Annotated in this window: 26 protein-coding genes; 13 read left to right on the top strand and 13 right to left on the bottom strand. The window is 69.3% G+C overall.

Annotated features, from left to right (window positions below; translation table 11 throughout):
• Positions 1-92 precede the first annotated feature (92 nt).
• Positions 93-917, bottom strand: a complete 825-nt coding sequence (locus ACWESM_RS12785; RefSeq protein WP_452491766.1) for an HAD-IIA family hydrolase — start codon at positions 915-917, stop codon at positions 93-95.
• 54 nt (positions 918-971) lie between these two features.
• On the opposite strand from ACWESM_RS12785, the gene ACWESM_RS12780 reads away from it, so the two are divergent.
• Positions 972-1,655: a ZIP family metal transporter gene (locus tag ACWESM_RS12780; RefSeq protein ID WP_355071716.1), complete on the top strand. Its 684-nt coding sequence runs from the start codon at positions 972-974 to the stop codon at positions 1,653-1,655.
• 13 nt (positions 1,656-1,668) lie between these two features.
• Here the strand turns inward: ACWESM_RS12780 and ACWESM_RS12775 are convergent, their stop codons facing one another.
• Positions 1,669-1,989: an ArsR/SmtB family transcription factor gene (locus ACWESM_RS12775; RefSeq protein ID WP_355071715.1), complete on the bottom strand. Its 321-nt coding sequence runs from the start codon at positions 1,987-1,989 to the stop codon at positions 1,669-1,671.
• Between the two features lie 100 nt (positions 1,990-2,089).
• Here ACWESM_RS12775 and ACWESM_RS12770 point away from each other — a divergent pair, with 100 nt between their 5' ends.
• Complete coding sequence (locus ACWESM_RS12770) at positions 2,090-3,208, top strand: MFS transporter (protein ID WP_452491765.1); 1,119 nt, start codon at positions 2,090-2,092, stop codon at positions 3,206-3,208.
• Between the two features lie 60 nt (positions 3,209-3,268).
• Here ACWESM_RS12770 and ACWESM_RS12765 read toward each other — a convergent pair whose 3' ends face one another.
• Positions 3,269-3,721, bottom strand: coding sequence for a MarR family winged helix-turn-helix transcriptional regulator (locus ACWESM_RS12765; protein ID WP_355071711.1), 453 nt, complete (start codon positions 3,719-3,721; stop codon positions 3,269-3,271).
• Positions 3,722-3,843: 122 nt separating this feature from the next.
• On the opposite strand from ACWESM_RS12765, the gene ACWESM_RS12760 reads away from it, so the two are divergent.
• Positions 3,844-4,842 (top strand): SMP-30/gluconolactonase/LRE family protein, encoded by a 999-nt coding sequence (locus tag ACWESM_RS12760; RefSeq protein ID WP_452491762.1) that lies wholly within the window; start codon positions 3,844-3,846, stop codon positions 4,840-4,842.
• 75 nt (positions 4,843-4,917) lie between these two features.
• On the opposite strand, the gene groL is transcribed toward ACWESM_RS12760, so the two are convergent.
• Positions 4,918-6,543: a chaperonin GroEL gene (gene groL, locus ACWESM_RS12755; RefSeq protein WP_364424505.1), complete on the bottom strand. Its 1,626-nt coding sequence runs from the start codon at positions 6,541-6,543 to the stop codon at positions 4,918-4,920.
• Positions 6,544-6,755: 212 nt separating this feature from the next.
• Positions 6,756-7,049: a hypothetical protein gene (locus tag ACWESM_RS12750; protein ID WP_355071706.1), complete on the bottom strand. Its 294-nt coding sequence runs from the start codon at positions 7,047-7,049 to the stop codon at positions 6,756-6,758.
• 189 nt (positions 7,050-7,238) lie between these two features.
• Between ACWESM_RS12750 and ACWESM_RS12745 the strand changes: the two genes are divergently transcribed.
• Both ACWESM_RS12745 and ACWESM_RS12740 read left to right on the top strand, forming a co-directional pair.
• Positions 7,239-9,296, top strand: a complete 2,058-nt coding sequence (locus ACWESM_RS12745; RefSeq protein ID WP_452491760.1) for an NAD(+) synthase — start codon at positions 7,239-7,241, stop codon at positions 9,294-9,296.
• 59 nt (positions 9,297-9,355) lie between these two features.
• Positions 9,356-10,030 carry a suppressor of fused domain protein gene (locus tag ACWESM_RS12740; RefSeq protein ID WP_452491759.1) on the top strand — a complete coding sequence of 225 codons (675 nt, stop codon included), beginning with the start codon at positions 9,356-9,358 and terminating at the stop codon, positions 10,028-10,030.
• Here the strand turns inward: ACWESM_RS12740 and ACWESM_RS12735 are convergent, their stop codons facing one another.
• From ACWESM_RS12735 to ACWESM_RS12705, 7 genes are all read right to left on the bottom strand, one after another.
• Entirely contained in the window at positions 10,031-10,267 is a 237-nt protein-coding gene (locus ACWESM_RS12735; protein ID WP_364424512.1) for a hypothetical protein, read from the bottom strand.
• A gap of 5 nt (positions 10,268-10,272) precedes the next feature.
• Positions 10,273-10,998, bottom strand: coding sequence for a Clp protease N-terminal domain-containing protein (locus ACWESM_RS12730; protein WP_452491757.1), 726 nt, complete (start codon positions 10,996-10,998; stop codon positions 10,273-10,275).
• Positions 10,999-11,053: 55 nt separating this feature from the next.
• A complete protein-coding gene (locus ACWESM_RS12725; protein WP_397279555.1) occupies positions 11,054-12,142 on the bottom strand; it encodes an NAD(P)/FAD-dependent oxidoreductase in 1,089 nt (362 codons plus the stop codon).
• 82 nt (positions 12,143-12,224) lie between these two features.
• Entirely contained in the window at positions 12,225-13,154 is a 930-nt protein-coding gene (locus ACWESM_RS12720; protein WP_412804888.1) for an RNA polymerase sigma-70 factor, read from the bottom strand.
• Positions 13,155-13,289: 135 nt separating this feature from the next.
• Positions 13,290-14,234 (bottom strand): CDP-alcohol phosphatidyltransferase family protein, encoded by a 945-nt coding sequence (locus ACWESM_RS12715; RefSeq protein WP_355071694.1) that lies wholly within the window; start codon positions 14,232-14,234, stop codon positions 13,290-13,292.
• Positions 14,234-14,962 carry a phosphatidylserine decarboxylase gene (locus tag ACWESM_RS12710; RefSeq protein WP_355071692.1) on the bottom strand — a complete coding sequence of 243 codons (729 nt, stop codon included), beginning with the start codon at positions 14,960-14,962 and terminating at the stop codon, positions 14,234-14,236. The genes ACWESM_RS12715 and ACWESM_RS12710 overlap by 1 nt, the downstream gene beginning before the upstream one ends.
• 103 nt (positions 14,963-15,065) lie before the next feature.
• On the bottom strand, positions 15,066-15,338 hold the full coding sequence (locus ACWESM_RS12705; protein WP_356962735.1) for a GlsB/YeaQ/YmgE family stress response membrane protein: 273 nt from the start codon (positions 15,336-15,338) through the stop codon (positions 15,066-15,068).
• 219 nt (positions 15,339-15,557) lie between these two features.
• Here ACWESM_RS12705 and ACWESM_RS12700 point away from each other — a divergent pair, with 219 nt between their 5' ends.
• Positions 15,558-16,586: a beta-ketoacyl-ACP synthase III gene (locus ACWESM_RS12700; RefSeq protein WP_355071688.1), complete on the top strand. Its 1,029-nt coding sequence runs from the start codon at positions 15,558-15,560 to the stop codon at positions 16,584-16,586.
• A gap of 64 nt (positions 16,587-16,650) precedes the next feature.
• Here the strand turns inward: ACWESM_RS12700 and ACWESM_RS12695 are convergent, their stop codons facing one another.
• On the bottom strand, positions 16,651-17,106 hold the full coding sequence (locus ACWESM_RS12695; protein WP_397279551.1) for an SRPBCC family protein: 456 nt from the start codon (positions 17,104-17,106) through the stop codon (positions 16,651-16,653).
• Positions 17,107-17,313: 207 nt separating this feature from the next.
• On the opposite strand from ACWESM_RS12695, the gene ACWESM_RS12690 reads away from it, so the two are divergent.
• The 7 genes from ACWESM_RS12690 (at position 17,314) to ACWESM_RS12660 (ending at position 25,377) form a co-directional block, all read left to right on the top strand.
• Complete coding sequence (locus ACWESM_RS12690; protein ID WP_452491754.1) at positions 17,314-17,514, top strand: hypothetical protein; 201 nt, start codon at positions 17,314-17,316, stop codon at positions 17,512-17,514.
• Between the two features lie 53 nt (positions 17,515-17,567).
• Positions 17,568-19,235, top strand: a complete 1,668-nt coding sequence (locus tag ACWESM_RS12685; RefSeq protein WP_379249025.1) for an FAD-dependent oxidoreductase — start codon at positions 17,568-17,570, stop codon at positions 19,233-19,235.
• A gap of 14 nt (positions 19,236-19,249) precedes the next feature.
• On the top strand, positions 19,250-20,740 hold the full coding sequence (locus ACWESM_RS12680) for an ATP-binding protein (protein ID WP_364424529.1): 1,491 nt from the start codon (positions 19,250-19,252) through the stop codon (positions 20,738-20,740).
• Entirely contained in the window at positions 20,737-21,090 is a 354-nt protein-coding gene (locus ACWESM_RS12675) for a UBP-type zinc finger domain-containing protein (protein WP_364424531.1), read from the top strand. The genes ACWESM_RS12680 and ACWESM_RS12675 overlap by 4 nt, the downstream gene beginning before the upstream one ends.
• Before the next feature lie 73 nt (positions 21,091-21,163).
• Entirely contained in the window at positions 21,164-21,604 is a 441-nt protein-coding gene (locus tag ACWESM_RS12670) for a hypothetical protein (protein ID WP_355071679.1), read from the top strand.
• A gap of 75 nt (positions 21,605-21,679) precedes the next feature.
• Positions 21,680-23,944 (top strand): AAA family ATPase, encoded by a 2,265-nt coding sequence (locus tag ACWESM_RS12665; RefSeq protein ID WP_355071677.1) that lies wholly within the window; start codon positions 21,680-21,682, stop codon positions 23,942-23,944.
• A 131-nt stretch (positions 23,945-24,075) separates the two neighbouring features.
• The gene (locus ACWESM_RS12660; protein ID WP_364424534.1) at positions 24,076-25,377 is read left to right on the top strand and encodes a hypothetical protein; all 1,302 of its coding nucleotides are present in this window, start codon (positions 24,076-24,078) and stop codon (positions 25,375-25,377) included.
• Positions 25,378-25,435 lie beyond the last annotated feature (58 nt).

Below are 25,435 nucleotides of genomic sequence, written 5' to 3'. Positions count from 1 at the left end.
TTTCTTGTCACTGGCTATTTGCCGGAACAGACGATACCTAGCAGCGTCGCGCTTGCGGGCAATTTTAGAGGGAAACTGTAGAATTTTTTGTTTCATTCCGATTCGTCGGTTACGGCGAGTTCGCCGGCTCCCACCGAACCGCCCAGCAATTCCGGCAGATCGACCACGGAATCGATGACGTGATCCGGCGCGCGGTCGGCCGACGCCAGCACGCCCGGCCGGAATTTGCCGGTGCGCACCAGCACGCCGGTCAACCCGACGTCCTGCGCCGCAAGCACATCCGAGTACAGATCGTCACCGATCATCACGACCTCCGCCGGCTCGAGGCGCATCAGCCCCGCGGCGGTCCGGAAACCGGGGGCCGCGGGCTTGCCCACCACCTCGATGCGGGCATTGCCCGCCGCCTCCAAGCCGGGCAGATACGCCCCCGCGTCGATACGCAATCCGTCCGCGGTCGCCCAGGTCAGTCCGCTGTGCATGGCGACGACGGGCACGCGGTCCAGCATCAGTTCCGCCACTCGACTCAGTGCGGCATGGGTGAATTCCGCTCCCGCGCCGCCGATCACGACCACGTCCGGATGTTCCTCGTCGAGCCGGAGACCGGCGAGGTCGGCATCGATGTCGCCGTGGTTGAGCACCCAGACGGCGGCGCCGGGGTAGCGCCCGCGCACGAACTCGGCGGTGAGTCTTGCGGCGGTGACGATCTCGGCGGGTTCGACCTCGATACCCGCGCCGCACAGGCGTTCCGCGATCTCGGCGCAGGTACGCGAAGTGGTGTTGGTCAGAAACGCCCGGCGCAGTCCGCTCTCCCGGATCCGGCGCACCGCTGCGGCGGCGCCCGCGATCTCCCGCCAGGAGGTCACCAGGACGCCGTCGATGTCGTAGAGCACGCCTCGGATCCGGACGCGGTCAGGCATGGTTTCAGCGTACGACCGACCCGATGGCCCGGCATGCCGACTTAGGGTGTTCCCATGATGAAGGCGCTGCTCTACGGACTCGGCACGGCCGTGCCGCTGGTCTTGGGCGCTGCCATCGGGTCGCGGTGGCAACTGCCCAAGGCGGTGCTCGCCTCCCTGATGGCCTTCGGCGCGGGCACGATGATCGCGGCGGTGTCCACCGAGCTGTTCGAGCCCGCCTTTCGCCAGAACGCGACGATCGCCGCGATCGCGCTGCTCGCGGGCGCGGGGGTCTACGTGGTAGCCGATCACCTCATCGAGAACAAGCTCGGTCCCCGCGCGCTCGGCTGGGCGCTGATGCTGGGCGCGGTGCTGGACGGCGTCCCGGAGAACACGGCGCTCGGCGTCACACTGACCGGTGGCGGCGGACTGGTGCTGCTGGTGGCAGTGGCCGTGGGCAACGTGCCCGAGGCGATCAGCGGAGCCGCGCTGATGCGCGACCAGCACGGCGTGGCGCGGCACCGCGCCCTCTGGCTGTGGACGGCGACCGGCGCGGTGCTCGTACTGGTCACGATGCTCGGAAACGCGTTGTCGGACAACTTGTCCGAGACCCACATCGGCGCGGTGCAAGCGTTCGCCGGCGGTGCCACGATCGCGGTACTGGCCGACTCACTGATGCCGGAGGCCTACCGAGAAGGCGGCTGGTGGGTCGGAATGGCCACGGCGGCCGGGTTTCTCGTGGCTTTCATCTTGCGCTGACCGGCGGCGGTCGTCAGCGCCGCGCGCCGCTGATGACCGCGTCCAGCAGGCCGGGGAAGCGCTGATTCAAATCTTCGCGCCGTAGCGCGACCAGCCGATTGCGGCCGGAGACGAACGTCATCGTGACGCCCGCGTCCCGCAGCACCTTCCAGTGGTGCGAGGCGGTGGCCGCCGTGATCTCCACATCGAACTCTCGGACATTGCAGCTCAACGGTTCCCGTTCCCCGGCGAGCGCGCGCACCAGTTCCAGGCGCACCGGGTCGGCGAGCGCGCTCAGCACGCGGACCAGATCGATGTCGGCGGTACTCGGCTGCGGCAGCGTACGCATCTCCATTCCCCGATCATTTGACAACAATCGAATTGTATCTCACGCTCATCCTATGATGTTTCGACAACCATCAAATAATCTCTACCGGTCGCTCCTCCCGCTCGCCGTGGGCACTTTCGTGCTCGGCACCGACGGCTTCGTACTCAGCGGCCTGCTTCCGCTGATCGCCGCCGATCTGCACGTCTCCGTGTCCACCGCCGGGCAGCTGACCACGATCTTCGCCTGGACCTACGCCATCGCCGCACCGCTGATCGCGGCGGCGACCGGGTCCTGGGATCGCCGCGTGCTGCTCGGTGGCGGCGCCGCGCTCTTCGTGGTCGGCATGATCGGGCAGGCCGCCGGGGAGAGCTTCGGCGTCATGGCCGCGGCGCGCGTCGTCGCGGCCATCGGGGCGGCGGCCTTCCAGGCCAACGCGTACGCCGTCGCCGGCGTCGTCGCCGATGAAGCCCATCGGGGGCGGGCACTGGCGATCGTGACGGCGGGCATCACGCTGTCCAGCGTCGCGGGCGTGCCGATCGGCATCTTCGCCGAGCGCTGGATCGGCTGGCGCGGCGTGCTGTGGGGCATCGCGCTCGGCGGAGCCATCGCCGCGCTGCTGGTATTGCTACTGCCACGGGTGACCCTGCCGAGCGCGGGACTGCGCGCCCGGATCGGCGTGCTGACCCGTCCGCCGGTGCTGCGGGTGCTGATCGTGACGACAACGCAGATCACCGCCGTCTACACCACCATCGTCTACCTGCCCGTGGTGGTCGCGGCATCGGTGCCGCAGAACATGCTCGCCTGGCTGTTGCTGGCCATGGGCATCGGCCAGGTGATCGGCAACGCGCAGGCCGGGCGGGCGGTCGACCGCTACGGCCCGCAGCGCACGCTGACGGTGGGACTCGCGGGCGCGCTGGTCGGCCTCGCACTGCTCGGCGTGGCCGTCCATGCCGCGTGGGCGGTGTTCGTGGCGCTCGCCATCACCGGACTGTTCGGTTCGGCGATCCTGGTTCCGCAACAGCATCGCCTGTTCGGCATCGCCCATGACGCGCCCACCGTCGCCCTCGGCCTGAACGGATCGGCCATCTACCTCGGCGCGGGAATCGGGTCGATCATCGGTGCGACCGTGCTGAATTCCTCCGGCAGCCAGTGGCTCCCGTGGACCTCCACGCTCATCGCATGCCTCGCCCTCGCCCTCGCGCTCCAGAAGACCCAATCCCCCACCAGGGCTCCAGTTCCGGCATGAGCTACCCGTCGCCGGGATCGGGCGGGGCACTCGCCATACCGCGTGCCCCGCTACCGGCGACTAAGCGGCAGGGCCGGGGCGGATCGAGTCCAATCGGTCGGCACAGCGAGTCAGCAAGTCCTGCAAGGAGGCTCGCTCGGCGTCGGTGAATTCTTCGGCCAAGGCGCGTTCGACTCGGACGGCGCGGGCGTCCGCGTCGCGCATGACCGCCGCGCCCTTCTCGGTCAACGTGGTCTCCAGGACGTTCTTGTGCCACGGGTGCGGGGTGCGCTCGATGAGCCCGCGGTCCTGCAGATTGCCCAGCACGGTGTTCATCGAGGGCGGGGTGACGCCGCAGAGCCGGGCCAGGGCGGCGGCGGAGATACCGGGATTCTCGGCGAGGAACAGCAGCGCGGCGTATTGGGGCACGGTGACGCCCGCCGGTTTCAACGCGGCGTTCTTGGCCGTGTTGAGGGACTGCTCGGCCCGTTTGAGGTACGAGCCGATCCGTTCGGCGGCGGGCATCGACGTCATAAGCGCATGGTATCCGCACGTCTTCTTGTTTCAGTCTTGACTGATATTAGAGTTCTAACTTAGATTCGAGCAAGATGCTTGATGTGAGCACATTTGCATGCATGATCTCTAAGAGGTAATCGATGCCCCACGCACTACCCCTCCGCCTGCTGTCGAGCCTGGCCGCAGCCAGCGCCTGCCTCCCGCTCGTCGCCTGCGGCACCAGCGACGAACCGAACACTGCCGTCCACACCGCCTACGAACTGCCGGGCGACCGGGCCTACCCCGAGGGCATCGCGGTGGACGCGCGGACGGGAGACAGCTACGTCGGCTCCTACACCACCGGCGCCGTCTATCGCGCGACGCAAAACGCGCACCGAGCCGAGATCTTCCTCCCCGAAGGCGCGAACAACCACAAGACCGCCAACGGCTTGAAAGTCGACGCGGCCGGACGGCTGTGGGTGACCGACTCGACAACCGGCGTCGCGGTGTACGACATCGCGACCCGCGCGCTGCTCGCCGACTTCACCGTGCCCGGAAGCGAGCCCCGCTTCGTGAACGATCTCGCCATCACCCCGGACGGCACGGCGTATCTGACCGACAGCACACGCGCGCTCGTCTATCGCGTGACACCCGATCAACTGGCCGCCGCCAGAGCGCAGGGTGGGCGAGCCGAACTGACCCCACGGTTCGACCTGCACTCCGCGCTGCCGCCGATCGAGCCGGGCGGCTTCAGCCTCAACGGCATCGTCGCCGATCCGGCAGGCCGCTATCTGCTCACGGTCGACATGCCGCGCGGCGACTTGTACCGCATCGCGTTGACTCCGGACCCGAATCCGATCCGCAAGGTGGCCTTGCGCGGTGGCGATCTGCGTCAGGGCGACGGACTGGAACTGCGCGACGACACCCTGTGGGCCGCGCACAACACGACCAACACCATCAGCCGCTGGACCCTCTCCGACGACGGCGCCACGGCCACGCTCGCGCAGCAACGCACCGACGAAGCCCTGTCCATCCCCACCACCCTGGCCCGCGCCGGTGACCGGATCCTGATCGTCTCCTCCCAATTCGACAAGGGCGGCCCGATGGGCCCCGGCACCCCGAAGACGCCTTTCACCGTCGTCACTCTCGACGGAATCTGACCCGGAACGCCGGAAGCCGGCCCACCTCGCGGTGGACCGGCTTCCGGTTCGAAATGTGTTGCCGGGTGGCCGGACTCAGAAGTCCATGCCGCCCATGCCACCGGTCGGGTCGCCGGCGGGAGCGGCGGCCTTCTCCGGCTTGTCGGCGACAACGGCCTCCGTGGTCAGGAACAGAGCCGCGATCGAGGCCGCGTTCTGCAGCGCCGAACGGGTGACCTTGACCGGGTCGGCGACACCGGCGGCCAGCAGGTCCTCGTACTCGCCCGAGTCGGCGTTCAGGCCGTGACCCGCGGGCAGGTTGGCGACCTTCTCGGCGACCACGCCGGGCTCGAGGCCCGCGTTGAACGCGATCTGCTTCAGCGGAGCCGACAGCGCGACCTTCACGATGTTCGCGCCGGTGGCCTCGTCACCGGCGAGCTTCAGCTCCTCCAGCGCCGGAGCCGACTGCAGCAGGGCCACGCCACCACCGGCGACGATGCCCTCCTCCACGGCAGCCTTCGCGTTGCGGACGGCGTCCTCGATGCGGTGCTTGCGCTCCTTGAGCTCCACCTCGGTGGCCGCGCCCGCCTTGATCACCGCGACACCGCCGGCCAGCTTGGCCAGACGCTCCTGCAGCTTCTCCCGGTCGTAGTCCGAGTCGGAGTTCTCGATCTCGGTACGGATCTGCGCGACCCGGCCCTTGATCGCCTCCGCGTCGCCCGCGCCCTCGACGATGGTGGTCTCGTCCTTGGTGACGACGACCTTGCGCGCCTGGCCGAGCAGCTCGACGCCGGCGTTCTCCAGCGACAGGCCGACCTCTTCGCTGATGACCTCGCCACCGGTCAGGATGGCGATATCGGCCAGCTGAGCCTTGCGGCGGTCACCGAAGCCGGGAGCCTTCACGGCGACCGACTTGAAGGTGCCGCGGATCTTGTTGACCACCAGGGTGGACAGGGCCTCGCCCTCGACGTCCTCGGCGATGATCAGCAGCGGCTTGCCCGCCTGGATGACCTTCTCCAGCAGCGGCAGCAGGTCCTTGACGGTGGAGACCTTCGAGCCGACCAGCAGGATGTACGGGTCCTCGAGGACCGCTTCCTGACGCTCCGGGTCGGTGACGAAGTAGCCGGAGATGTAGCCCTTGTCGAAGCGCATGCCCTCGGTGAGCTCCAGCTGGAGACCGAAGGTGTTGCTCTCCTCGACGGTGATGACGCCTTCCTTGCCGACCTTGTCCATGGCCTCGGCGATCAGCTCACCGATGGACGCGTCGCCTGCCGAGATACCGGCGGTGGCGGCGATCTGCTCCTTGGTCTCGACCTCCTTGGCGGTGTCGAGCAGCTTGGCGGTGACGGCCTCGACGGCCTTCTCGATGCCGCGCTTCAGGCCCAGCGGGTTCGCGCCGGCCGCGACGTTGCGCAGGCCCTCGCGCACCAGCGCCTGGGCGAGCACGGTCGCGGTGGTGGTGCCGTCGCCCGCGACGTCGTCGGTCTTCTTGGCGACTTCCTTGACCAGCTCGGCGCCGATCTTCTCGTACGGGTCCTCCAGCTCGATCTCCTTGGCGATGGACACACCATCGTTGGTGATCGTGGGGGCGCCCCACTTCTTCTCCAGGACAACGTTGCGACCCTTGGGGCCCAGCGTCACCTTGACCGCGTCGGCGAGGCTGTTCAGACCCCGCTCGAGGCCGCGGCGGGCCTCTTCGTCATACGCAATTGTCTTGGCCATGGCGTTGTTGAGATCCTCCATGTGTATGGCTGACACACAGGACGACCGCCGGTTGGGTCGCCCCAGTTACGCTGGCCAGGTTCGGTGCCCGCGACGGACGACCGAGGGTGTCTAGGGAACCCGGTCTCACCGTCCCGACCTGGCACTCACAGGTCGAGAGTGCCAAAAGCATTTTTAGCACTCAGGGGTGCCGAGTGCAAGGTCCGCGCGGGCTAGGGGCGGTCGTCGACACGGAGCACCAGCGCGACGAACGCGTCGGTACGGCGTTCCTCCGGGGTGCGGGGCTCGCCGTCCTCGACGGTGACGAGCTCGGCGTCGTGCAGCAGCAACTCCGCCTCCACCCGCATGATCGCGCGAATGAACGGCGGGGCGACGTCGGGCGGCAGGTCGCCGTTCACCACGTAGCTGCCGTCCGGTTGGGACTCGGTGGACACATACGAAAGCGCGCGCAGCAGATCTGCGCGCCGTTCCCCCGCTATTAGGTCGGAATCCGTTTCATCCGCCATTGCTATAGCTTAGCCGCCAGTGGTTCACATCTTCGGCCGGACGATTCGCGCCGCCCGGCGCCGACGATGAAAGCGCAGGTCACACCACCCCTCCTGGGGACAGGGTGAACCAGGCACCGCGCCGAGGCGGCCGGGGCGGCGTAGATTCCGGGTGGACCATGATCAACCTCAGCCCGGAAGGGGACGCGGGTGGACGACCTGCCGTTCGATTCGCTCTACCGGCACGGCTTCGCCCGGGTGGCGGTCGCGGTACCCCGGATCCGGGTGGCCGACCCCGCCTACAACGTGGAACAGACCGTCGAGCTGGCCACGCAAGCCGCGGCGGCCGGGGCGGTGCTCACGGTGTTCCCCGAGCTGGGCCTCTCCTCCTACACCGCCGACGACCTGTTCCACCAGGACGCGCTGGACGCGGCGGTGGAGGCGGCGCTCGCCAGGGTGGTCGCGGCGAGTACGGACATCGACACGGTGCTCGTGGTGGGCGCGCCGCTGCGGGTGCACCACCGGTTGTTCAACTGCGCGATCGTGATCTGCCGGGGCATCGTGCTCGGCGTGGCGCCGAAGAGCTACCTGCCGAACTATCGGGAGTTCTACGAGAAGCGTCAGTTCGCGGCGGCGCGGGAGGCGCTGGAGGATCACGTCACCGTCGCCGGGCACCGGGCGCCGTTCGGATCCGACCTGTTGTTCCGCGCGAGCAATCTGGACGACTTCGTCTTCCACCTGGAGATCTGTGAGGACGGCTGGGTTCCGTTGCCGCCCAGCGGCTTCGCCGCGCTGGCCGGGGCGACCGTGCTGATCAACCTGTCCGCGAGCAACATCGTGATCGGCAAGGCGGACTACCGGCGGTCGCTGTGCACCTCGCATTCGGCGCGCTATCTCGCGGCATACCTGTACTCCGCCGCGGGGACCGGCGAGTCGACCACCGACCTCGCCTGGGACGGCCAGGCACTGATCTGCGAGAACGGCGACCTGCTCGCGGAGGGCGAGCGGTTCTCCGATCATCCCCAGCTGGTCACCGCCGACCTGGACCTGCGCCGCCTCGCCGCGGACCGGATGCGCACCACCAGCTTCGCCGACAACGTGCACGACCACCGCGACCGGCTGACCTCGCTGCGGCACATCGACGTGCGGCTGCCCGTCCCCGAGGCCCCGGTGGCGCTGGAGCGCGAGCTCGCGCGCTTCCCCTACGTCCCCGCCGACCCCGCCTTGCGCAACGAGCGCTGCGCCGAGGTGCACCACATCCAGGTTGAGGGCTTGAGCACGCGATTGCGCGCCACCGGCACGCAGCGCGTGGTGATCGGGGTCTCCGGCGGCTTGGACTCCACGCAGGCGCTGATCGTGGCGGCCAAGACGATGGACCGGCTCGGCCTGCCCCGGGAGAACGTGCTCGCCTACACCATGCCCGGCTTCGCGACCAGCACCAGGACCAGGACCGACGCGCACCGCCTGATGGCCGCCCTCGGCGTCACGGCGCGCGAGATCGACATCACCCCATCGGCGACGCAGATGCTGCGCGACCTCGGCCATCCGGCCGCCGACGGCGCGCCGGTGTACGACATCACCTACGAGAACGTGCAGGCGGGCGAGCGGACCTCGCACCTGTTCCGGCTGGCCAATATGCACGGCGCGCTGGTGGTCGGCACCGGCGACCTCAGCGAACTCGCGCTGGGCTGGTGCACGTTCGGCGTCGGCGACCACATGGCGCACTACAGCGTGAACGCGTCGGTGCCCAAGACGCTGATCAAGTACCTGATCGCCTGGGCGGTGGACACCGAGCAGTTCGGCGCCGAAGCGAACGAGGTGCTCTCGTCGATCCTGCGCACCGAGATCTCGCCGGAGCTGATTCCGCACGAGGACTCCTCCGCGCCGGCCCAGAGTTCCGAGGCGACCGTCGGCCCGTACGAATTGCAGGACTTCCACCTCTATTACCTGTTGCGCTTCGGCTACCTGCCCAGCCGTATCGCCTACCTGGCCTGGCACGCCTGGTCCGATCCGGCGACCGGCCGCTGGCCCGATCTGGTCCCCGCCGACCAGCGCAACGCCTACGACCTCGCCACCGTCAAGCACTGGCTGGGCGAGTTCCTGCGCCGCTTCGTGCAGACCAGCCAGTTCAAGCGCTCGACGCTGCCGAACGCGCCGAAGGTCGGCTCCGGCGGCTCGCTCTCGCCGCGCGGCGACTGGCGCGCGCCGAGCGACGCGTCCGCGGCTGCCTGGCTGGACGAGCTCGCCCGCAACGTGCCGGATGCCTGACCGGCGCGGTGTCCGACGCCCCGGATAGGGCCCGACGCACCCCTGCCTATGGTGGCTGCGTGAGTGAGAGATCCGGCTGGGATGCCATCGACGGTGCGTTGCGGCCGCTGTACGGCGACATCGAACCCTTCCATTGGGCCTCCGACCACCCGTGGTCGCTGGGCGGGTCCGACCCTCTCGACGGGATCAGCGCCTACTCACGCACCGATCCGATGCCGCACTGGCACTACGTCAGTTATGGGATGACCGAGCTGTACGAGAAGGAGTGGGACAACCCGGCGGAGTCCGGCTGGGGCTTCGAGTTCACCTTCCGCTTGGCGCGCGGGCCCGAGGACACCGAGCCGCCCGTGTGGCCGACGAACTTCATGCAGAACCTCGCCCACTACGTCTTCCAGTCCGGCAAGTGGTTCGAACCGGGGCACACCATCAAGACGAACGGGCCGATCGCGGCCGGCCACGCGGACTGCACCAATCACGCGGTCTGCTTCACGACGGACCCGGAACTGGGCGCCATCGACAGCCCGCACGGCCGCGTGTTGTTCCTGCAGATCGTCGGGTTGACCATGCGGGAATACCGCGCGGCGCAAGGCGGGCGCGCCCTCGCACTGCTCGCCGAGCTGGAACCGCGACTACCCCTGTTCGTCACCGACATCCATCGCGAACCGTTGGTTCCCGAGCCGAAACCGCAAGCCCTCTGGCCCCGATGGGGCGGCGGCCTGGCCGGACGAGGGTGATCACGCCGCCTGCGTCGCGCGGTGTGCGATCGGAACGGCCGGGCGTGGTCCGCGGATACCGGCTCCCCGCGTGCGCAGCGCCCTGCGATGGCGCGCCCGCGCGGCGTGCGCGCACCGCAATCCGTTGACGACGTTGCGAATCTCGTGCGCGGCAACCGATCGCCGGGCCACGCCGATCACCAGCAAGAGCACCGCGAGGGCGAGCGCGGTCCGCGCACGGAACTTCCCGTCGCCCATCGGAATCAGGACTTCTCGGTCTTGATAACCGCGAGCAGCTCGCCCAGATGCGCTTCGGCGCTCGCCTTGTCGACGCCGAGATCACTGAGCAGACCGGCGCCGTTCTCCTGTTCCAGCAGCGCCAGCAGCATGTGCTCGGTGCCGATGTAGTTGTGCCCCAGCCGAAGCGCCTCACGGAAGGTGAGTTCCAGGACCTTCTTGGCCTCCGCGCCGAACGGGATCAGCGCGGGGACGTCCCCCTCGGCCTGCGGCAACGACGCGGAAGCGGCGGCGGAGATCACGTCGACGGACACGCCCTGGTGGACGAGTTCGTGCACCGCGAGACCTTGGGGTTCGGTGAGCAACCCCAGCACCATGTGCCCGAGGGCAATCTCCCGATTGCCCGCGGTACGCGCGGCCTCCTGCGCCGCCATCACGACCGCCCGCGCTCGCGGGGTGAAACGGGCGAAGCCCGCGTTCGGGTCCATGGCCGCCGCGGCGGCCGGATCGGGCACCTTGGGCACGAACCGCTTCTGCGCGGCCTGCTTGGTGACGCCCATGCTTGCGCCGATATCGGTCCACGAGGCGCCGGAGCGCCTGGCCTGGTCCACGAAGTGGCCGATCAGGTGGTCGGCCACTTCACCCAGGTGATTCGCCACGACGACGGCATCGGACAGCTGTTCGAGCACATTGTCGGGACGGGCTTTCTTGATGCCGTCGATCAGGTCGTCGAGGCGGAATTGTTCGGTCATGCGTCAACCATAAGTTGACGATGCCTTACCGTCAACCGTTAGTTGACGATGCGACTCACGGGCGCGCAGACCAGGCCGCGCCGCGCACGATGCGTTCCTTCACCCACGCGGCCGTGCGCCCGGTCAGCACCGTCCTGGCCGGTGCGTCGTCGGCGCGCACCGCTTGGACGACCCCGTCGCCGCGACCCAGGCTGAGGCACTGGAGCACATAGCGGAACCGCAGCTCCTTCGGCTCACGACCACGCATCAGGGCGATGGCGGCGTCCGCCGCGTGCTTGCCGGTCGGCAGCGCGGTGGCACACGCCATGCGCAGTTCGCGTCCGCCCGGCCCCGCGACCACGGCGGCGTCACCTGCGGCGAAAACGTCCGGGTGCGACACCGAACGCAAGGTCGCGTCGGTGAGCACCCGACCGTCGGAATTCACCGCCAGACCGGAGCGGGCGGCGAGGTCGGGCACCCGGAAACCGGTGGTCCACACCGTCGCGGCGGCCGCAACCAGTGAGCCGTCGGCCAAGCGCGGCCCCTCGGCTGTCACCTCGATCACCTTGGCGCCGGACCGGATCTCGACTCCGAGTCGCTCCAGCGTCCGCGTGATGTGCGCCTGCGCCCGCGCCGACAGCCAGGCGCCCGGCTCCTCCGACCCGAGCAGCATCACCCGGGACTCCGGATGCGATTCGGCCAGTTCCGCCGCCAGCTCGATGCCGGTGGCTCCGGCGCCGACGATCGCCACCGGTCCGCCCGCCACGGCCAGACCGCGCACGTCTTCCTGCGTGGCGACCGAAAAGGCGTGTTCGGCGACGCCGGGGACGCTCGCGAGATCGGCGACGCTACCGAGGGCGTAGATCAAAGTGTCGTAATCGAGTGCGGGCGCAGTGTCGAGCACCACCCGACGCGCGACCGTATCGATCTCCGTCGCCAGGGCTTGCACGAAGGCGATGCCCTTGCTTTCCAGCGATTCCCGCAGATCCCATGCCGCGATCCGCTGCCCGGCCGCCTGCTGATGCAGCCGTACCCGCTCGACGAAGAACGCGTGCGCGTCCACCACGGTGATCCGAGCGTCCCGCGCCGTGCGAGCGAGCCTGCGGGCCGCCGCCAATCCCGCGTACCCCGCGCCGAGAACGACGATCCGATGCTGTCCGGTCATTGCTGAGGCTCCTTTCGATCGGCCATCAACACTCAGACCGGACAGGGCCCCGATCCCTGACAGACCGGTGCCGTGAAGCGCGTCACAGCGGACGGCGAAGCCGGTCCGGCATTGTGTCCACCGCGCCCGCCGACCCGCTCGCCCCGGCGAAATAGGCGAGCTTGTCCGGATTCACGATCAACCGCAGCGCGGTGACCGCGCCGTCGGCCACGTCCACCGCGACCACGAGCAGTGGCGCACCGTTCACCCGTGCGACCGCGGCGGGCGCGCCGTTGACCTCCTCCACGACCAGCCGCATGCCGGGCACCTCCCAGCGCATGAGCCCGACGAGGTACCGCGCCACCTGCGCCGCACCTCGCACGGGACGGCGCGCCGCGTTCACCTTGCCGCCGCCGTCGGCCGTCGCGCTCACGTCGGCGGCGAGCATCTGCTCCAGCGACGCGACGTCGCCGTCGCGCGCCGCCTTCAGGAACCGCTCGACCAACTCGCGGGCATGGTCGGGCGTGATACCGAAGCGGGGGCGGTCCTCTCGTACCCGCAGGCCCGCCCTGCGGAAGATCTGCTGCGAGTTCGTCTCGGTGATATCGAGCATGTCGGCGATCTCGCGGTGCGCGTATCCGAACGCCTCGCGCAAGACAAAGACCGCGCGTTCGAGCGGGGTCAGCCGCTCCAGCGCGGTCAGCAGCGCGAGCGAGACCTGTTCGCGCTCCTCGACGGTCTCCAGCGGTCCGAGCTCGCCTCGCGCGGTCGGCACCGGTTCGGGCAGCCACGGCCCGACGTAGCTCTCCCGCCGGGCCCGCGCCGAAACGAGCCAGGTGCGGCACAGATTCACCAGCGCCGTGGTCAGCCAGGCCTCGGCGGAGCGGATACCGCCGCGGTCGGCGCCGTCCCAGCGCAGATAGGTCTCCTGCACCGCGTCCTCGGCCTCACCTGCCGAGCCGAGCATCCGATAGGCGAGCGCGAACAAGCGCGGTCGATGCCCCTCGAATTCCCGCAAACCGTCCGGCTCCATACGCACCTTCCTCCACCCGCCCGACGGACATGACCGTACCGCTCCCAGCGCAGCGCGCGGAGGTGCCGATGCGCCGATCCGGCGACACGGCGCATTGGCACGGCGAAGTGGAAGCGGCCGCTCCGGAAGCCGCCGCTAGAGCTCCGCGCGCGGCGGCCCATCACCGTTCTGGCGTTGCTTCGCCCCAGGTCGGCGCAGCCGCAGCCGGGCCGAGCCGCGGATCGCCGGACGCGGGATGGTCGGACGCGGAATCGCCGGACGACGGATGCCTGGCAGCCGCCGGTCCGCCCGTCGTTGCGCACGCCGCTCGGCGGGTTTGTGCGTCCAGGTCTCCGGACGCGCGGCCACCCAGCGCTGGGAATGCCAGGCGAACGGGATGTGGCCCAGATACAACGCGACCAGCACCAGCAGCAGCACGATCGGATACGTGACCAGCGCCGCGGCGGCGAGCGCGACCAGCACCAGCAGCCCGGCCGCGGCCTGCGGCGCCACCGACACCGATTTCATGGCCAGCGTCGGGATGGTGCTGACGCACAGCGCGGCCGAGAACACCGTCCACGCCGCGACCTCGTAGAAGCCGACCCACCAGCCGTCGCCGAACTGCACGAACAGGGCCACCGGCACCATCGCGATGAGCGCGCCCGCCGGAGCGGGCACACCGACGAAGTACTCCCGCGACCAATCCGGCCGGGTGTCGTCGTCCATCAGTGTGTTGAACCGGGCCAGGCGCAGCACGATGCTGACGGCGAACAGCAGCGCGACGATCCAGCCGACGCTGTTGCTGCTGAGCAGGGTCACGTACAGCACCAACGCGGGGGCGACGCCGAAGGAGATGGCATCCGACAACGAGTCCAGCTCGGCGCCCATCTTCGTGGTTGCGTCGAGCATTCTGGCCAGCCTGCCGTCGAGGGTGTCCAGCACGGCCGCCGCGCCGATCATGGCCAGCGCGATACCGAGTTTGCCGTCGAGGCCGAACTTCACCGCCGACAGACCGGCGCACAGCGCCAGGATGGTGACGATGCTCGGCAGCAGGCGGACGGACCGCCGCCTGCGCCGCTGGGTGGATACCGCCGCTTCCATCACGCGTCAGCGGATGTGCCGAGCACGGCGAGCACTGTCTCGCCGCCGATGGTGCGCTGGCCGGGCTGCACGAGCAGTTCGGTGCCCGCCGGGAAGTAGGTGTCGACCCGCGAGCCGAAGCGGATCAGGCCGTAGGTGTCGGCGATGGTCAGCACGTCGCCGACCTGGGCGTCGCAGACGATCCGGCGCGCGAGCAGCCCGGCGATCTGCACCACGACGACCTGGTCGCCCTCCGGCGTCTGGAGCACCATGCTGTTGCGCTCGTTCACCGAGCTCGCCTCGGGCAGGTCGGCGGAGCGGAATTGGCCGGGCTGATGCAGCACGGTGCGCACGACGCCGGAGACCGGTGTGCGCTGCACGTGGACGTCCAGCACGGACAGGAAGATGCTCACCCGCGGCAGCGGCGCGTCGCCGAGACCCAGCTCGGCGGGGGGAGCGGCCGTGTCGACCAAGGCGATCTCGCCATCCGCCGGGGCGACCACGACGCCCGGCCGGTTCGGCGGCACGCGACGCGGGTGACGGAAGAAGGTCGCACAGGCCGCGGCGGCGAAGAGTCCGGTGCGCCGCACCCATTTGCGCTTGCCGCCGACCACGGCGACCGCCAAGGGTGCGGCGACGAACGGAAGCCCGGCGGGATGCAACGGAGGGATCGCGTTGCGGACCAGATCGACGACGTGGCCGACTCCGGTGCGTTCAGGCGTGCCGGGCGGGGTGGGACGGCGGGCCACAGGCTCCTCTTTCGTGCTCGATGCAGACGGTTTGCGCCGTATCGACGATAGGACCGGCGCAAGCGTTCACACCTTACGGGAAAGGAGCCTGTGGCACGCGGGGTCAGGACCTGACTCGGGCACCGGTGACCAGTCGAACCAGGAACAACAGGATGACGGCACCGCCCAGACAGGTGAAGAAGCTGAACCAAAGGCCGCCACCCTCGACGTCGACTCCGAGCAGCTTCAGCAGGAACCCACCGAGCAGACCGCCGACCACCCCGACGACAATATTGAGCAAGATGCCCTGTTGGGCGTCCGTCTTCATGAACTTGCTCGCGATCCATCCGGCAAGACCGCCGATGATGATCCATCCGATAATCCCGAGACCGAGCATGGTGTCCTCGCATTCAGTTGGGCCACGCCTCGTGCAGCAGTGGCGTGCTTCGACGTGATACCCACCGATTGTCGGAATACGCGCGGCAGATGAGCGACTTTCAAGCTAATATGAGGAAGCCTCATGTCTGTTCGCCAATGGACAGTGGCTGATGAGGGACCGATTTCGATGCTTCGGGGCACCCCCGGCGGCGTCGCCGCAGGTACATAGGAGACGCAGATGGCTGCTCGAATCGCCCAGACCACCGGCGCTGAGCACACGGCGATCCTCGGGCTCGGCGTTTACCGCCCTGCTCGAGTGGTCACCAACGACGAGGTGGCCGGCCCGATCAACTCCAGCGACGAGTGGATCAGGACCAGGTCGGGAATCAGAACCCGCCGGTTCGCCGACGAGTCGGAGACGATCCAGAGCATGAGCGTCGCGGCCGCGCGCGGCGCGCTGGAATCCTCCGGTATCGCGGTCGACCAAGTCGATTGCGTGATCGTTGCTACATCCACCCACCTGTTGCTGACGCCGGCCGCCGCCCCGCGCATCGCCACCGAACTCGGCATGAACGGCTCCGCCGCCTTCGACGTCTCGGCCGGGTGCGCGGGCTTTTGCCACTCGATCGCGCTGGCGTCGGATCTGGTCCGGGCGGGCACCGCTTCGCACGTCCTCGTGATCGGCGTGGAGAAGCTGACGAACACGGTCAACCCGAAGGACCGTTCCACCGCCTTCCTCTTCGCCGACGGCGCGGGCGCGGTGATCGTCGGCCCCTCCGACGAGCCGGGCATCGGCCCCACCGTATGGGGCTCGGACGGCACCCAGCACCACGCCATCCGGCAGGACAAGGACTGGATGGAGTTCTTCCACGAGATCGACGAGAAGGGCCTGGACGCGGTGCGGCCCTATCTGGCCATGGAGGGCACCGCGGTGTTCCGGTGGGCCGCGCACTCGCTGGAGAAGGTGTGCCGCGACGCCATCGACCGCGCGGGCCTGTCTCCCGAGGACCTGGACGCGATGATCCCGCACCAGGCCAACGGCCGGATCATCGAGATCATGGCCAGGGTGCTGAAGCTGCCCGAGCACTGCGCGCTCGCCAACGACATCGAGGAGGCGGGCAACACCTCGGCCGCCTCGATCCCGCTGGCCATGGAGGCGTTGTTGCGCAAGGGTGAGTCGAAGCCGGGCGATACGGCGCTGCTCATCGCGTTCGGCGCGGGCCTGTCCTACGCCGCTCAGGTCGTGAACCTGCCGAACTGGAAGTAACCCGCTCCCACTCGCCGCGGCCGGGTCACGACATCTCGTGCACCGGCCGCGGCGAGCACCGCGCTCAGGCGCCGGCTTCGACCGCCGCCTTGACCTTGCCCAGCGTCTCGTTCATGCCGCGCACCAACGCCTCCTCGAACGGGATCTCGCCGCCGAGCGCGGCCTCGATCGCCTTACGGGAGAACCAGGTGGTGCCGTTGGGCACATCCCGCCGCTCGATCAGCCGCGTGCCGGACTCGGTCGGCTCCAAGGTGTAGCTCCACACCGTCCGGTTCTCGGTGACCCGGAACGCGAACGCCTTGTTCGGCTCGAACCGCACGATGCGTGAGGTGGTCGGCCAGAACTTCTTGCCGTCGCGATTGAGATTGAGCGTCCAGGTGCCCGCCTTGAGCGAGCCGAGCGCCACCATCCGCACGCACTGCGGACTGAACTCCCGCATCCGCTTCAGATCGGAGATCACCGCCCACACCTGCTCCGGGGGCGCGGAGATGTCGATGCTGGCTTCGAGATTTTTCGGCAACGCTGCCTCCGGGATACGAGCGACGGACCGACGACCATCCGTCCGAACGCGATGTGACGAGTCGCGCACATTTTAAACGCGCCGACAGTTGCGTCACATTTTCGCTACTCGCGCACCGGCCGGTGTAATGATCGGCGCACAATAACGGATACATGAAGCACAGACACCGCCTCCAACATTTCGGCGTCCAACGTGAGGTGATCGGCCGTGAAACTGCGCTCCCTGCTCCATCGTCGTCCGGCGGACCCGGTTCCGCTGCTTCCCGCCATCCAGCCGGAGGACGGGCGAAAAGCGCACGGGGCGTCGGTATTTCCGCCACGTAGTGTTCGCGGGGCCGCGCAGGAAGAACGTCTGGAGCGTCTGCTCACCCCGCGTGAGCTCGATCTCGTCTTGCACCATCGCCTCTGAGCCCTCGGCGAACGCCGACGACAGACCGCGCCGCGAGGCTCCATACTCGACAGGTGACTTCACCCGCTGCCACGAAACCGGCCATCCTGAGCGTCGACGACGACCCGGGCGTCTCCCGGGCGGTCGTCCGCGACCTGCGCCGCCGCTACGGCGCCGATTACCGGATTCTGCGCGCGGAATCGGGTCCGCAAGCCCTGGACGCGCTGCGTGAGATGAAGCTGCGCGGGCAGCCGGTCGCCGTGTTGATCGCCGACTATCGGATGCCGGGCATGGACGGCATCGAATTCCTCGAGCAGGCGATGGACCTGCACCCCTACGCGCGCCGCGTGCTGCTGACCGCCTACGCCGACACCAATGCCGCGATCGACGCGATCAACGTCATCGACCTCGACCACTATCTGCTCAAACCGTGGGACCCGCCGGAGGAGAAGCTCTATCCCGTGCTCGACGGGCTGCTCGACGCCTGGCGCAGCAGCGAGCATCGGCCCGTCACCGAGACCAAGGTGGTCGGCAATCGCTGGTCGCCGCGGTCGTCGCAGGTGCGGGAATTCCTCGCCCGCAACCAGCTCCCCTACCGGTGGTACCTGGCCGACGAGCCCGAGGGCGCGCGCCTGCTGGAAGCGGCGGGCGCCGACCCGGAGCGCTGTCCGGTGGTGATCACTTCCGCGGGCGACGCGCTCGTGCAGCCCACCGACAGCGAACTGGCCCAGAACGTCGGCCTGACCGTCGACCCGGCGGGCGAGTTCTACGACCTGATCGTGGTGGGCGGCGGTCCCGCCGGTCTCGGTGCGGCGGTCTACGGCGCGTCCGAGGGTCTGCGCACCGTGCTCGTCGAGCGGACCGCCACCGGCGGCCAAGCGGGGCAGAGTTCGCGCATCGAGAACTACCTCGGCTTCCCCGACGGCTTGTCCGGGGCGCAACTGGCCGACCGGGCCCGGCGACAGGCGGCGAAATTCGGCGCCGAAGTGATCACCACGCGCGAGGTGGTGGGGCTGGAGGTGAACGGGTCCGCGCGCACCGTGCGGTTCGCCGACGGCGGCAGACTGTGCGCGCACACCGTGATCATCGCGACCGGCGTCGACTACCGCCGCCACCCGGCGCCGGGCGTCGACGACTTCACCGGGCGCGGCGTCTACTACGGATCGGCGATGACCGAAGCGTCCGAGTGCGCCGATCACGAGGTCTACATCGTCGGCGGGGCGAACTCCGCCGGTCAGGCCGCGGTGTTCCTGTCCCGCAACGCGCGCACCGTGCACCTGGTGGTCCGGGCCGATTCGCTGGAACAGTCCATGTCGCACTACCTCATCCAGCAGATCGCGCAGATCGCGAACATCGAGGTGCACACCAACACCGAGGTGATCGCCGCCGACGGTGACGATCACCTCCAGCAGATCGTGCTGCGCAACAACAAGTCGGGCGCCGAGGAGAAGGCCGACGCGGAGCGGCTGTTCCTGTTCATCGGCGCGGCGCCGCAGACCGATTGGCTCGACGGCGTCGTCATCCGTGACGACGCAGGTTACGTGCTCGCCGGGCCCGACCTGATGGTCGAGAGCGCGCGCCCCGCGGGCTGGGAGCTATCCCGGCCACCGCATCACCTCGAAACCAGCGTGCCCGGCGTGTTCGTGGCGGGCGACGTGCACGCCGAGTCGGCCAAGCGCGTCGCCTCCGCCGTCGGCGAGGGCGCCATGGCCGTCATGCTCGTGCACCGCTATCTCGCGTAACCAGGAGGCCGCAGATGACTTCGAACCAGACCGCGGACCGCAGCAGCAGGTCGGTGTGCGACCCCGCCGAGCTGCGCACCCTGTTCCTGTTCGAGAAGCTGAACGACGAGCAGCTGGAATGGCTGTGCGCCGACGGCCGGATCGAGACGATCGAACCCGGTGTCGTCTTCCGCGAAGGCGAACCGGCCACCTGTTTCTACGTGTTGATGGATGGCGAGCTGATCCTCACCAAGCAGTCCGGCGGCGCGGAGATCGAATTGGTGCGCACCGAGCATCACGGCGCCTACGCGGGCGCTTGGATGTCCTACATCGGCGACAAGGTCGACCAGACCTACAGCGGGACGATGCAGGTGACGCGGCCGGCGCGGTTCTTCGTGCTGGACGCCGAGATCTTCGCCAGGATGATGCACGAGTGGTTCCCGATGGCCGTGCACCTGCTCGAAGGGGTGTTCTTCGGCAACCGCAACACCAACGCGCGCATCGGTGAGCGCGAACGACTGCTCGCGCTGGGTTCGCTGTCGGCCGGCCTCACCCACGAGCTCAACAACCCGGCCGCCGCCGCGGTGCGCGCCACCGCGGGCCTGCGCGAGCGGGTCGCGGGCATGCGGCACAAGCTCGCCATGATGGCGGAGGGCAAGTTCGATCCGTCATCCTTGGGTTCCTTGGTGCGCCTGCAGGAGGAGGCCGCCGCCCAGGTCGCGAAGGCTCCGGAGCTGACGCCGATGGAAGCCGCCGATCGCGAGGACGTGCTCGGCGAATGGCTGGAGGACCACGGGATCGCCGACGGCTGGAACCTCGCGCCGAACTTCGTGCAGGCCGGGTTCGACACCGACTGGCTGGAGCGGGTGGCCGCCACCCTGGACGGCTCGCCGGAGCAGGTGTTCCAAGGGGCCATCCGCTGGCTGAACTACACCATCGAGACCGAGCTGCTGATGAACGAGATCGCCGACTCGACGACGCGCATCTCCGCGCTGGTGGGCGCCGCGAAGCAGTACTCGCAGATGGACCGCGCCCCGTTCCAGGTGGTCGACATCCACGAGCTGCTGGACAGCACCTTGGTGATGCTCAGCCGCAAGATCGGCGACGGCGTGCACGTGGTCAAGGAGTACGACCGGACGCTGCCGGAAGTGCCGTGCTACGCGGCCGAACTCAACCAAGTGTGGACCAATCTCATCGACAACGCGGTGTACGCGATGAACGGTGAGGGCACGCTGACCATTCGCACCAGGAAAGAGAACGACTGCGCGGTCGTGGAGATCGGCGACACCGGGCCTGGCATCGCGCCGGAGGCCCGCAACCGGATCTTCGAGCCGTTCTTCACCACCAAGCCGATGGGCGAGGGCACCGGACTGGGGCTGGACATCTCGTTCCGCATCGTGGTCAAGAAACACAACGGCGACATCAGGGTGGACTCGGAGCCGGGCGACACCAGGTTCACCGTCTGGCTGCCGCTGCACCGCCCAGAACAGGATCGAGCCGGAATCGACACGGAAGGGCAGTCATGACCGAGCAGCTCGCGGGCATCGATCCCGCGGTACCGCCCAGTGGGCCGGGTTGCGCGGAGTGCGAGCAGCACTCCGGCTGGTGGGTGCATCTGCGCCGGTGCGCCCAGTGCGGGCATATCGGCTGCTGTGACACCTCCCCCGCGCAGCACGCCACCGCGCACGCGAAGAGCACCGGTCACCCGTTCATCCAGAGCTTCGAGCCGGGTGAGGACTGGTACTACAACTTCGAAACCGAAGAGATGTTCAGCGGCGGACCGGAATTGGCGCCACCGCACAGTCATCCCGCCGATCAGGGCGTCCCCGGCCCGCGCGAGCGGGTTCCCGCGGATTGGCAGGCACACATCCACTGATGCCGCCGGAACCGGTACGCTGCTGCCGACGCCGGGGCCTCCGGCGCCACGATCCACCCGGGAAAGCATCGGTATGAAACGAACTTCCGCCATCGTCCTGATCGCCGGGACGGTGGGTTTCCTGCTGGCAGGCTGCGGCGGAGGGGACGAGTCCACCGACGCGAACGGATTGCGCCAGGGCTCCGTGACCGCGACCGCGGCCGCCTCGGCCGCCCGCACGACGACCGCTCCCGGCACCGCGACGCCGAGCGGCCCGGCGGATACGGACGCCCCCGCCACGACGAAGCAGCGCGACCCGGCGCTCGGTCCGGCGTCGAGCACCACCTGCGGTGAGTTCCGCAAGCTCGACACCGACGAAGAGAAGGTCCTGATCGAGCAGATCCTGGCGGAGAACCCGGGCGGCCCGTTCGACGGCAGCCCGAACGTCGCGCTCGGCACGGCCAAACTGGTGTGCCTGGCGCCGAGCGTCGCCGACAAGTCGGTCGCGACCGCCGCGGGACTCGTCAAGAAATAGCCGAAAGCGTCGTCGTCCACCATTCCCGGACGGCGGACCGTGACCGAACGCGGGGCCGCGCGGCAGAATGGCACAGTGGCAGAACTGGCACTCACCGCCCGTCTGAACCCTTCGGCCGCCGATGCCCGGCGCGGGGTGGTCCGGCTGCATCCGGAGGCGCTGACCGCGCTGGGGTTGCGGGAATGGGACGGGATCATGCTGGTCGGCTCCCGGCGCACGGCCGCGGTGGTCGGCGTCGCGCGCCAGGGCACACCCGCCGGGGTAGCCCTGCTCGATGACGTCACGCTGTCCAACGCCGGGCTGCGCGAGGATGCGACGGTGGTGGTCTCCCCCGCGACCGTCTACGGCGCGAGGCAGATCACGGTGAGCGGTTCGGTGCACGCCACCCGCACGATCCCGGCCGCGACACTGCGGCAGGCGCTGCTGGGGAAGGTCGTCACCGTCGGTGACGCCGTCTCCCTGCTGCCGCGCGATCTCGGCCCCGACATCAGCTCCACGGCGGCCACCCAGGCACTGTCGCGCACCTTCGGCATCGCCTGGACCACGGAATTGCTCACCGTCACCGGCACCGATCCGCGCGGACCGGTGAGCGTGCAACCGAATACCGCGGTGAGCTGGGGCGCGGGCGCGGTCGCCGCGCGGGACGCCGCCGATCTGGCCTGGGCCGGAACCCCGATCCCGGTGGGCGAGGCCTCGCGGGCCGCCACCGAAGCCGCCGCGTTCGACACGGCCGCGGGTAACAACGGCGCCGCGATGGTCCGGGCCACGGCGGCCGTCGACATGCAGAGCGTCTCGGTCGAAGTCCTGGCGGGCGGGCGCAGCCAGGCCGCGAAGCTCGAGGAGTGGCTCAGCCTGGCGTTGGACGAGCCCGAGCTGTTGCGCACGCTGGGCGCACGACCTCATCTCGGCGTGCTGATCACCGGCCCGGCCGGCGTCGGCAAAGCCACGCTGGCACGTGCGGTCGCGGGATCGCGGCGACTGGTGGAGCTGGACGGCCCCAGCATCGGCGCGGCCGAGAGCGGTGCGCGACTGCGCGAGGTCGCCGAGGCGGTGGCCGATATCGGCTGCGGCAGGGGCGGCGTCCTGCTGATCACCGACATCGACGCGCTGCTGCCCGCCGACCCCGAACCCGTCGCCACACTCATCCTCGACCAGCTGCGCGCCGCGATCGCGGGTCCCTGCGTCGCGTTCCTGGCGACCACCGCGCACCCGGCAGGCGTCGACCAGCGCCTGCGCGCCCCCGACCTGTGCGATCGCGAACTCGCGCTGCCGCTGCCCACCGCGGGCGTGCGCAAGGCGCTGCTGGAGTACCTGCTGCGCCGAGTGCCGACCGCGGAGCTGGAACTCGACGAGATCGCCTCGCGCACACCCGGATTCGTGGTGTCCGATCTGGCGGCGCTGTGCCGGGAGGCGGCGTTGCGCGCGGCGTCGCGGGCCAGAGAGCACGGCGAGCCGCAACTCACCCAATCCGACCTGCTCGGCGCGCTCGAGGTCATCCGGCCGCTGTCACGCTCGGGCATGGAGGAACTCGCCATCGGCAGCCTGAGCCTCGATGACGTCGGCGATATGGCGGAAACCAAGCAGGCGCTCACCGAGGCGGTGCTGTGGCCGCTGAAGCACCCGGACTCCTTCGCCCGCCTCGGCATCGAGCCGCCGCGCGGGGTGCTGCTCTACGGCCCGCCCGGCTGCGGCAAGACCTTCCTGGTGCGCGCGCTGGCCGGTACCGGTCAGCTCAGCGTGCACGCGGTCAAGGGCGCCGAACTGCTGGACCGGTGGGTCGGCTCGTCGGAGCGCGCGGTGCGCGAATTGTTCCAGCGGGCGCGGGATTCCGCACCCTCGCTGATCTTCCTCGATGAGGTGGACGCGCTGGCCCCGCGCCGCGGCCAGAGCGCCGACGCGGGCGTGGGCGATCGGGTGGTCGCGGCACTGCTCACCGAACTCGACGGCGTGGAGCCGCTGCGCGACGTGGTGGTGCTGGGCGCGACCAACCGGCCGGAGCTGATCGATCCGGCGCTGCTGCGCCCGGGCAGGCTCGAACGGCTGGTGTTCGTGCCGCCGCCGGATGCCGCCGCCCGCCGGGAGATCCTGCGCACCGCGGGCCGCGCGGTGCCGCTGGCCGACGATGTCGACCTCGACGCGCTCGCGGAGGAACTGGACGGCTACTCCGCCGCCGACTGCGCCGCGCTGCTGCGCGAGTCCGCGCTCGCGGCGATGCGCCGGGACGTACACGCGGCCGACGTCACCGCCGCCGATGTGCTGGCCGCCAAGACGGTGGTGCGGCCCTCGCTGGATCCGTCGCAGATCGACACACTGCGCCGCTACGCCGACAGCCGCGGGTAGGTCGCGGGCGACCCGCTTCGGACAATCTCCGGCAAACCGGCTCTTGTTGCCTTTTTCGCACCGGAGACATTTTCGGGCGAATCGTCGGCAATCACAAGATCACGTCGCCACCACGGGTATGTTCGACAACCGTGCGCAGGGTCGGCGACATTGTCGACGCGACCACGGCCTTCACCGGAGCCGCGGTCGCGGGCGTGACGCTGTTCCTGCCGGTCACCGTCAACACACAGGGGCAAGCCACGTCGTACCGGATCGCCGGGCTGCTCAACAGCGTGCCGCGCAGCGCGGCACTGGGCGTGATCGTCGCCGTGGCGGTCGCCGTGCTGGTCGCCACCACCTCGCGACCGCTGACCGGGTGGGCGACGGCCACTGCCGCCGCGCTGGCGCAGCTGATCAACCACTTCACCGGACGCCACGTGGCCACGGCCGAGATACTGACCACGCAGAACTACATCGACTCGATCTGCGCCGCCGTGCTGCTCGGCGGGCTCGGCGCGGTGGTGCTGCGCAGACCCTTGCCCGCCGCGGCGTTCGCGGTGGGCGGCGTCGGCTTCTTCGGCTTCGGCGATCTCGCCGGCCTGCTGAACATCAACGCGGATCCGTACGCGGTCCTGGAGACCCCGACGCGCTGGATGATCGGCGTGAGCTTGATCCTGCTGATGATCAGCACCTTGCACAACTGGAAGCGAACCGAGGACGCGAAGGAGCCGCACATGGCGATCGCGCTGCCGGTGACGCCGATCCTCGCCGCCATGGTGCTCGCGCTGGTGGTCCTGGCCGGCACCGAATGGCTGGGCAGGCAGTACAGCAAACTGCCGGGGGAGAGTCACGCGGTCGAGATCGTCATCGTCGTCGCGGCGACGATCGTCAGCGCGACCGCGGCCGCCATGCTGCTGCCCGGCCGCGACGGCACCGGCGTGTACCTGGCCGTGAGCCTGACCGCGGCGGTCGACGCGGTCGGCTACGCGGTGCGGCCCGGCTGGACCGCGCCGGTGCTCATCGCGCTGACCGCGGCCGGACTCGTCATCGGCGCCCGGATGCCATCGACCGCCCTCGCCATCCTGCTGCTGCTGGGCATCACGGTCTTCGCCCTCGTCACCTCGACGTCCGCGAGCACCGTCGCGTTCGCCGTGATCAGCGGGGTCATCGCGTTGACGGCGGGATACTGCTGCGGCACCGCGCGGCCGCACTACGCGCCCAGCGGCGTACTCGCGCTCAGCGCGCTGTATCTGCCGTCGGCGGTCTCGGTGATGCCTGACCGCGTCAAGGACTGGCGCGAGGACGTGGCGGCGCACGACGCGACCCCGGGCGGCACCGCGCTCGCCATCGTCATCGGCAGCGCCGTCGGGCTCGTCATGCTGCGTAAATTACGGCCACGCAGCAGGCCGCAAACAAATGGGCAACCAGAGAGCGAATCATTAGCGGACATATAGCTTCGGTTCGGGCGGATGACGGACACCATACTCAGCCCTTCCACGGAAAAAGCACGCT

It is taken from the genome of Nocardia sp. NPDC003999 (genome assembly GCF_053604885.1).
The sequence above is the reverse complement of the archived record's forward strand: the minus strand, read 5'-3'. Positions and strand labels throughout refer to the sequence as shown.

Coding starts and splice junctions, on each gene's coding strand:
- ACWESM_RS12785 (WP_452491766.1), bottom strand. CDS start 917: ATGCCTGACCGCGTCCGGATCCGAGGCGTGCTCTACGACATCGACGGC.
- ACWESM_RS12780 (WP_355071716.1), top strand. CDS start 972: ATGATGAAGGCGCTGCTCTACGGACTCGGCACGGCCGTGCCGCTGGTC.
- ACWESM_RS12775 (WP_355071715.1), bottom strand. CDS start 1,989: ATGGAGATGCGTACGCTGCCGCAGCCGAGTACCGCCGACATCGATCTG.
- ACWESM_RS12765 (WP_355071711.1), bottom strand. CDS start 3,721: ATGACGTCGATGCCCGCCGCCGAACGGATCGGCTCGTACCTCAAACGG.
- ACWESM_RS12760 (WP_452491762.1), top strand. CDS start 3,844: ATGCCCCACGCACTACCCCTCCGCCTGCTGTCGAGCCTGGCCGCAGCC.
- groL (WP_364424505.1), bottom strand. CDS start 6,543: ATGGCCAAGACAATTGCGTATGACGAAGAGGCCCGCCGCGGCCTCGAG.
- ACWESM_RS12750 (WP_355071706.1), bottom strand. CDS start 7,049: ATGGCGGATGAAACGGATTCCGACCTAATAGCGGGGGAACGGCGCGCA.
- ACWESM_RS12735 (WP_364424512.1), bottom strand. CDS start 10,267: ATGGGCGACGGGAAGTTCCGTGCGCGGACCGCGCTCGCCCTCGCGGTG.
- ACWESM_RS12730 (WP_452491757.1), bottom strand. CDS start 10,998: ATGACCGAACAATTCCGCCTCGACGACCTGATCGACGGCATCAAGAAA.
- ACWESM_RS12725 (WP_397279555.1), bottom strand. CDS start 12,142: ATGACCGGACAGCATCGGATCGTCGTTCTCGGCGCGGGGTACGCGGGA.
- ACWESM_RS12720 (WP_412804888.1), bottom strand. CDS start 13,154: ATGGAGCCGGACGGTTTGCGGGAATTCGAGGGGCATCGACCGCGCTTG.
- ACWESM_RS12715 (WP_355071694.1), bottom strand. CDS start 14,234: ATGGAAGCGGCGGTATCCACCCAGCGGCGCAGGCGGCGGTCCGTCCGC.
- ACWESM_RS12705 (WP_356962735.1), bottom strand. CDS start 15,338: ATGCTCGGTCTCGGGATTATCGGATGGATCATCATCGGCGGTCTTGCC.
- ACWESM_RS12700 (WP_355071688.1), top strand. CDS start 15,558: ATGGCTGCTCGAATCGCCCAGACCACCGGCGCTGAGCACACGGCGATC.
- ACWESM_RS12680 (WP_364424529.1), top strand. CDS start 19,250: ATGACTTCGAACCAGACCGCGGACCGCAGCAGCAGGTCGGTGTGCGAC.
- ACWESM_RS12675 (WP_364424531.1), top strand. CDS start 20,737: ATGACCGAGCAGCTCGCGGGCATCGATCCCGCGGTACCGCCCAGTGGG.
- ACWESM_RS12670 (WP_355071679.1), top strand. CDS start 21,164: ATGAAACGAACTTCCGCCATCGTCCTGATCGCCGGGACGGTGGGTTTC.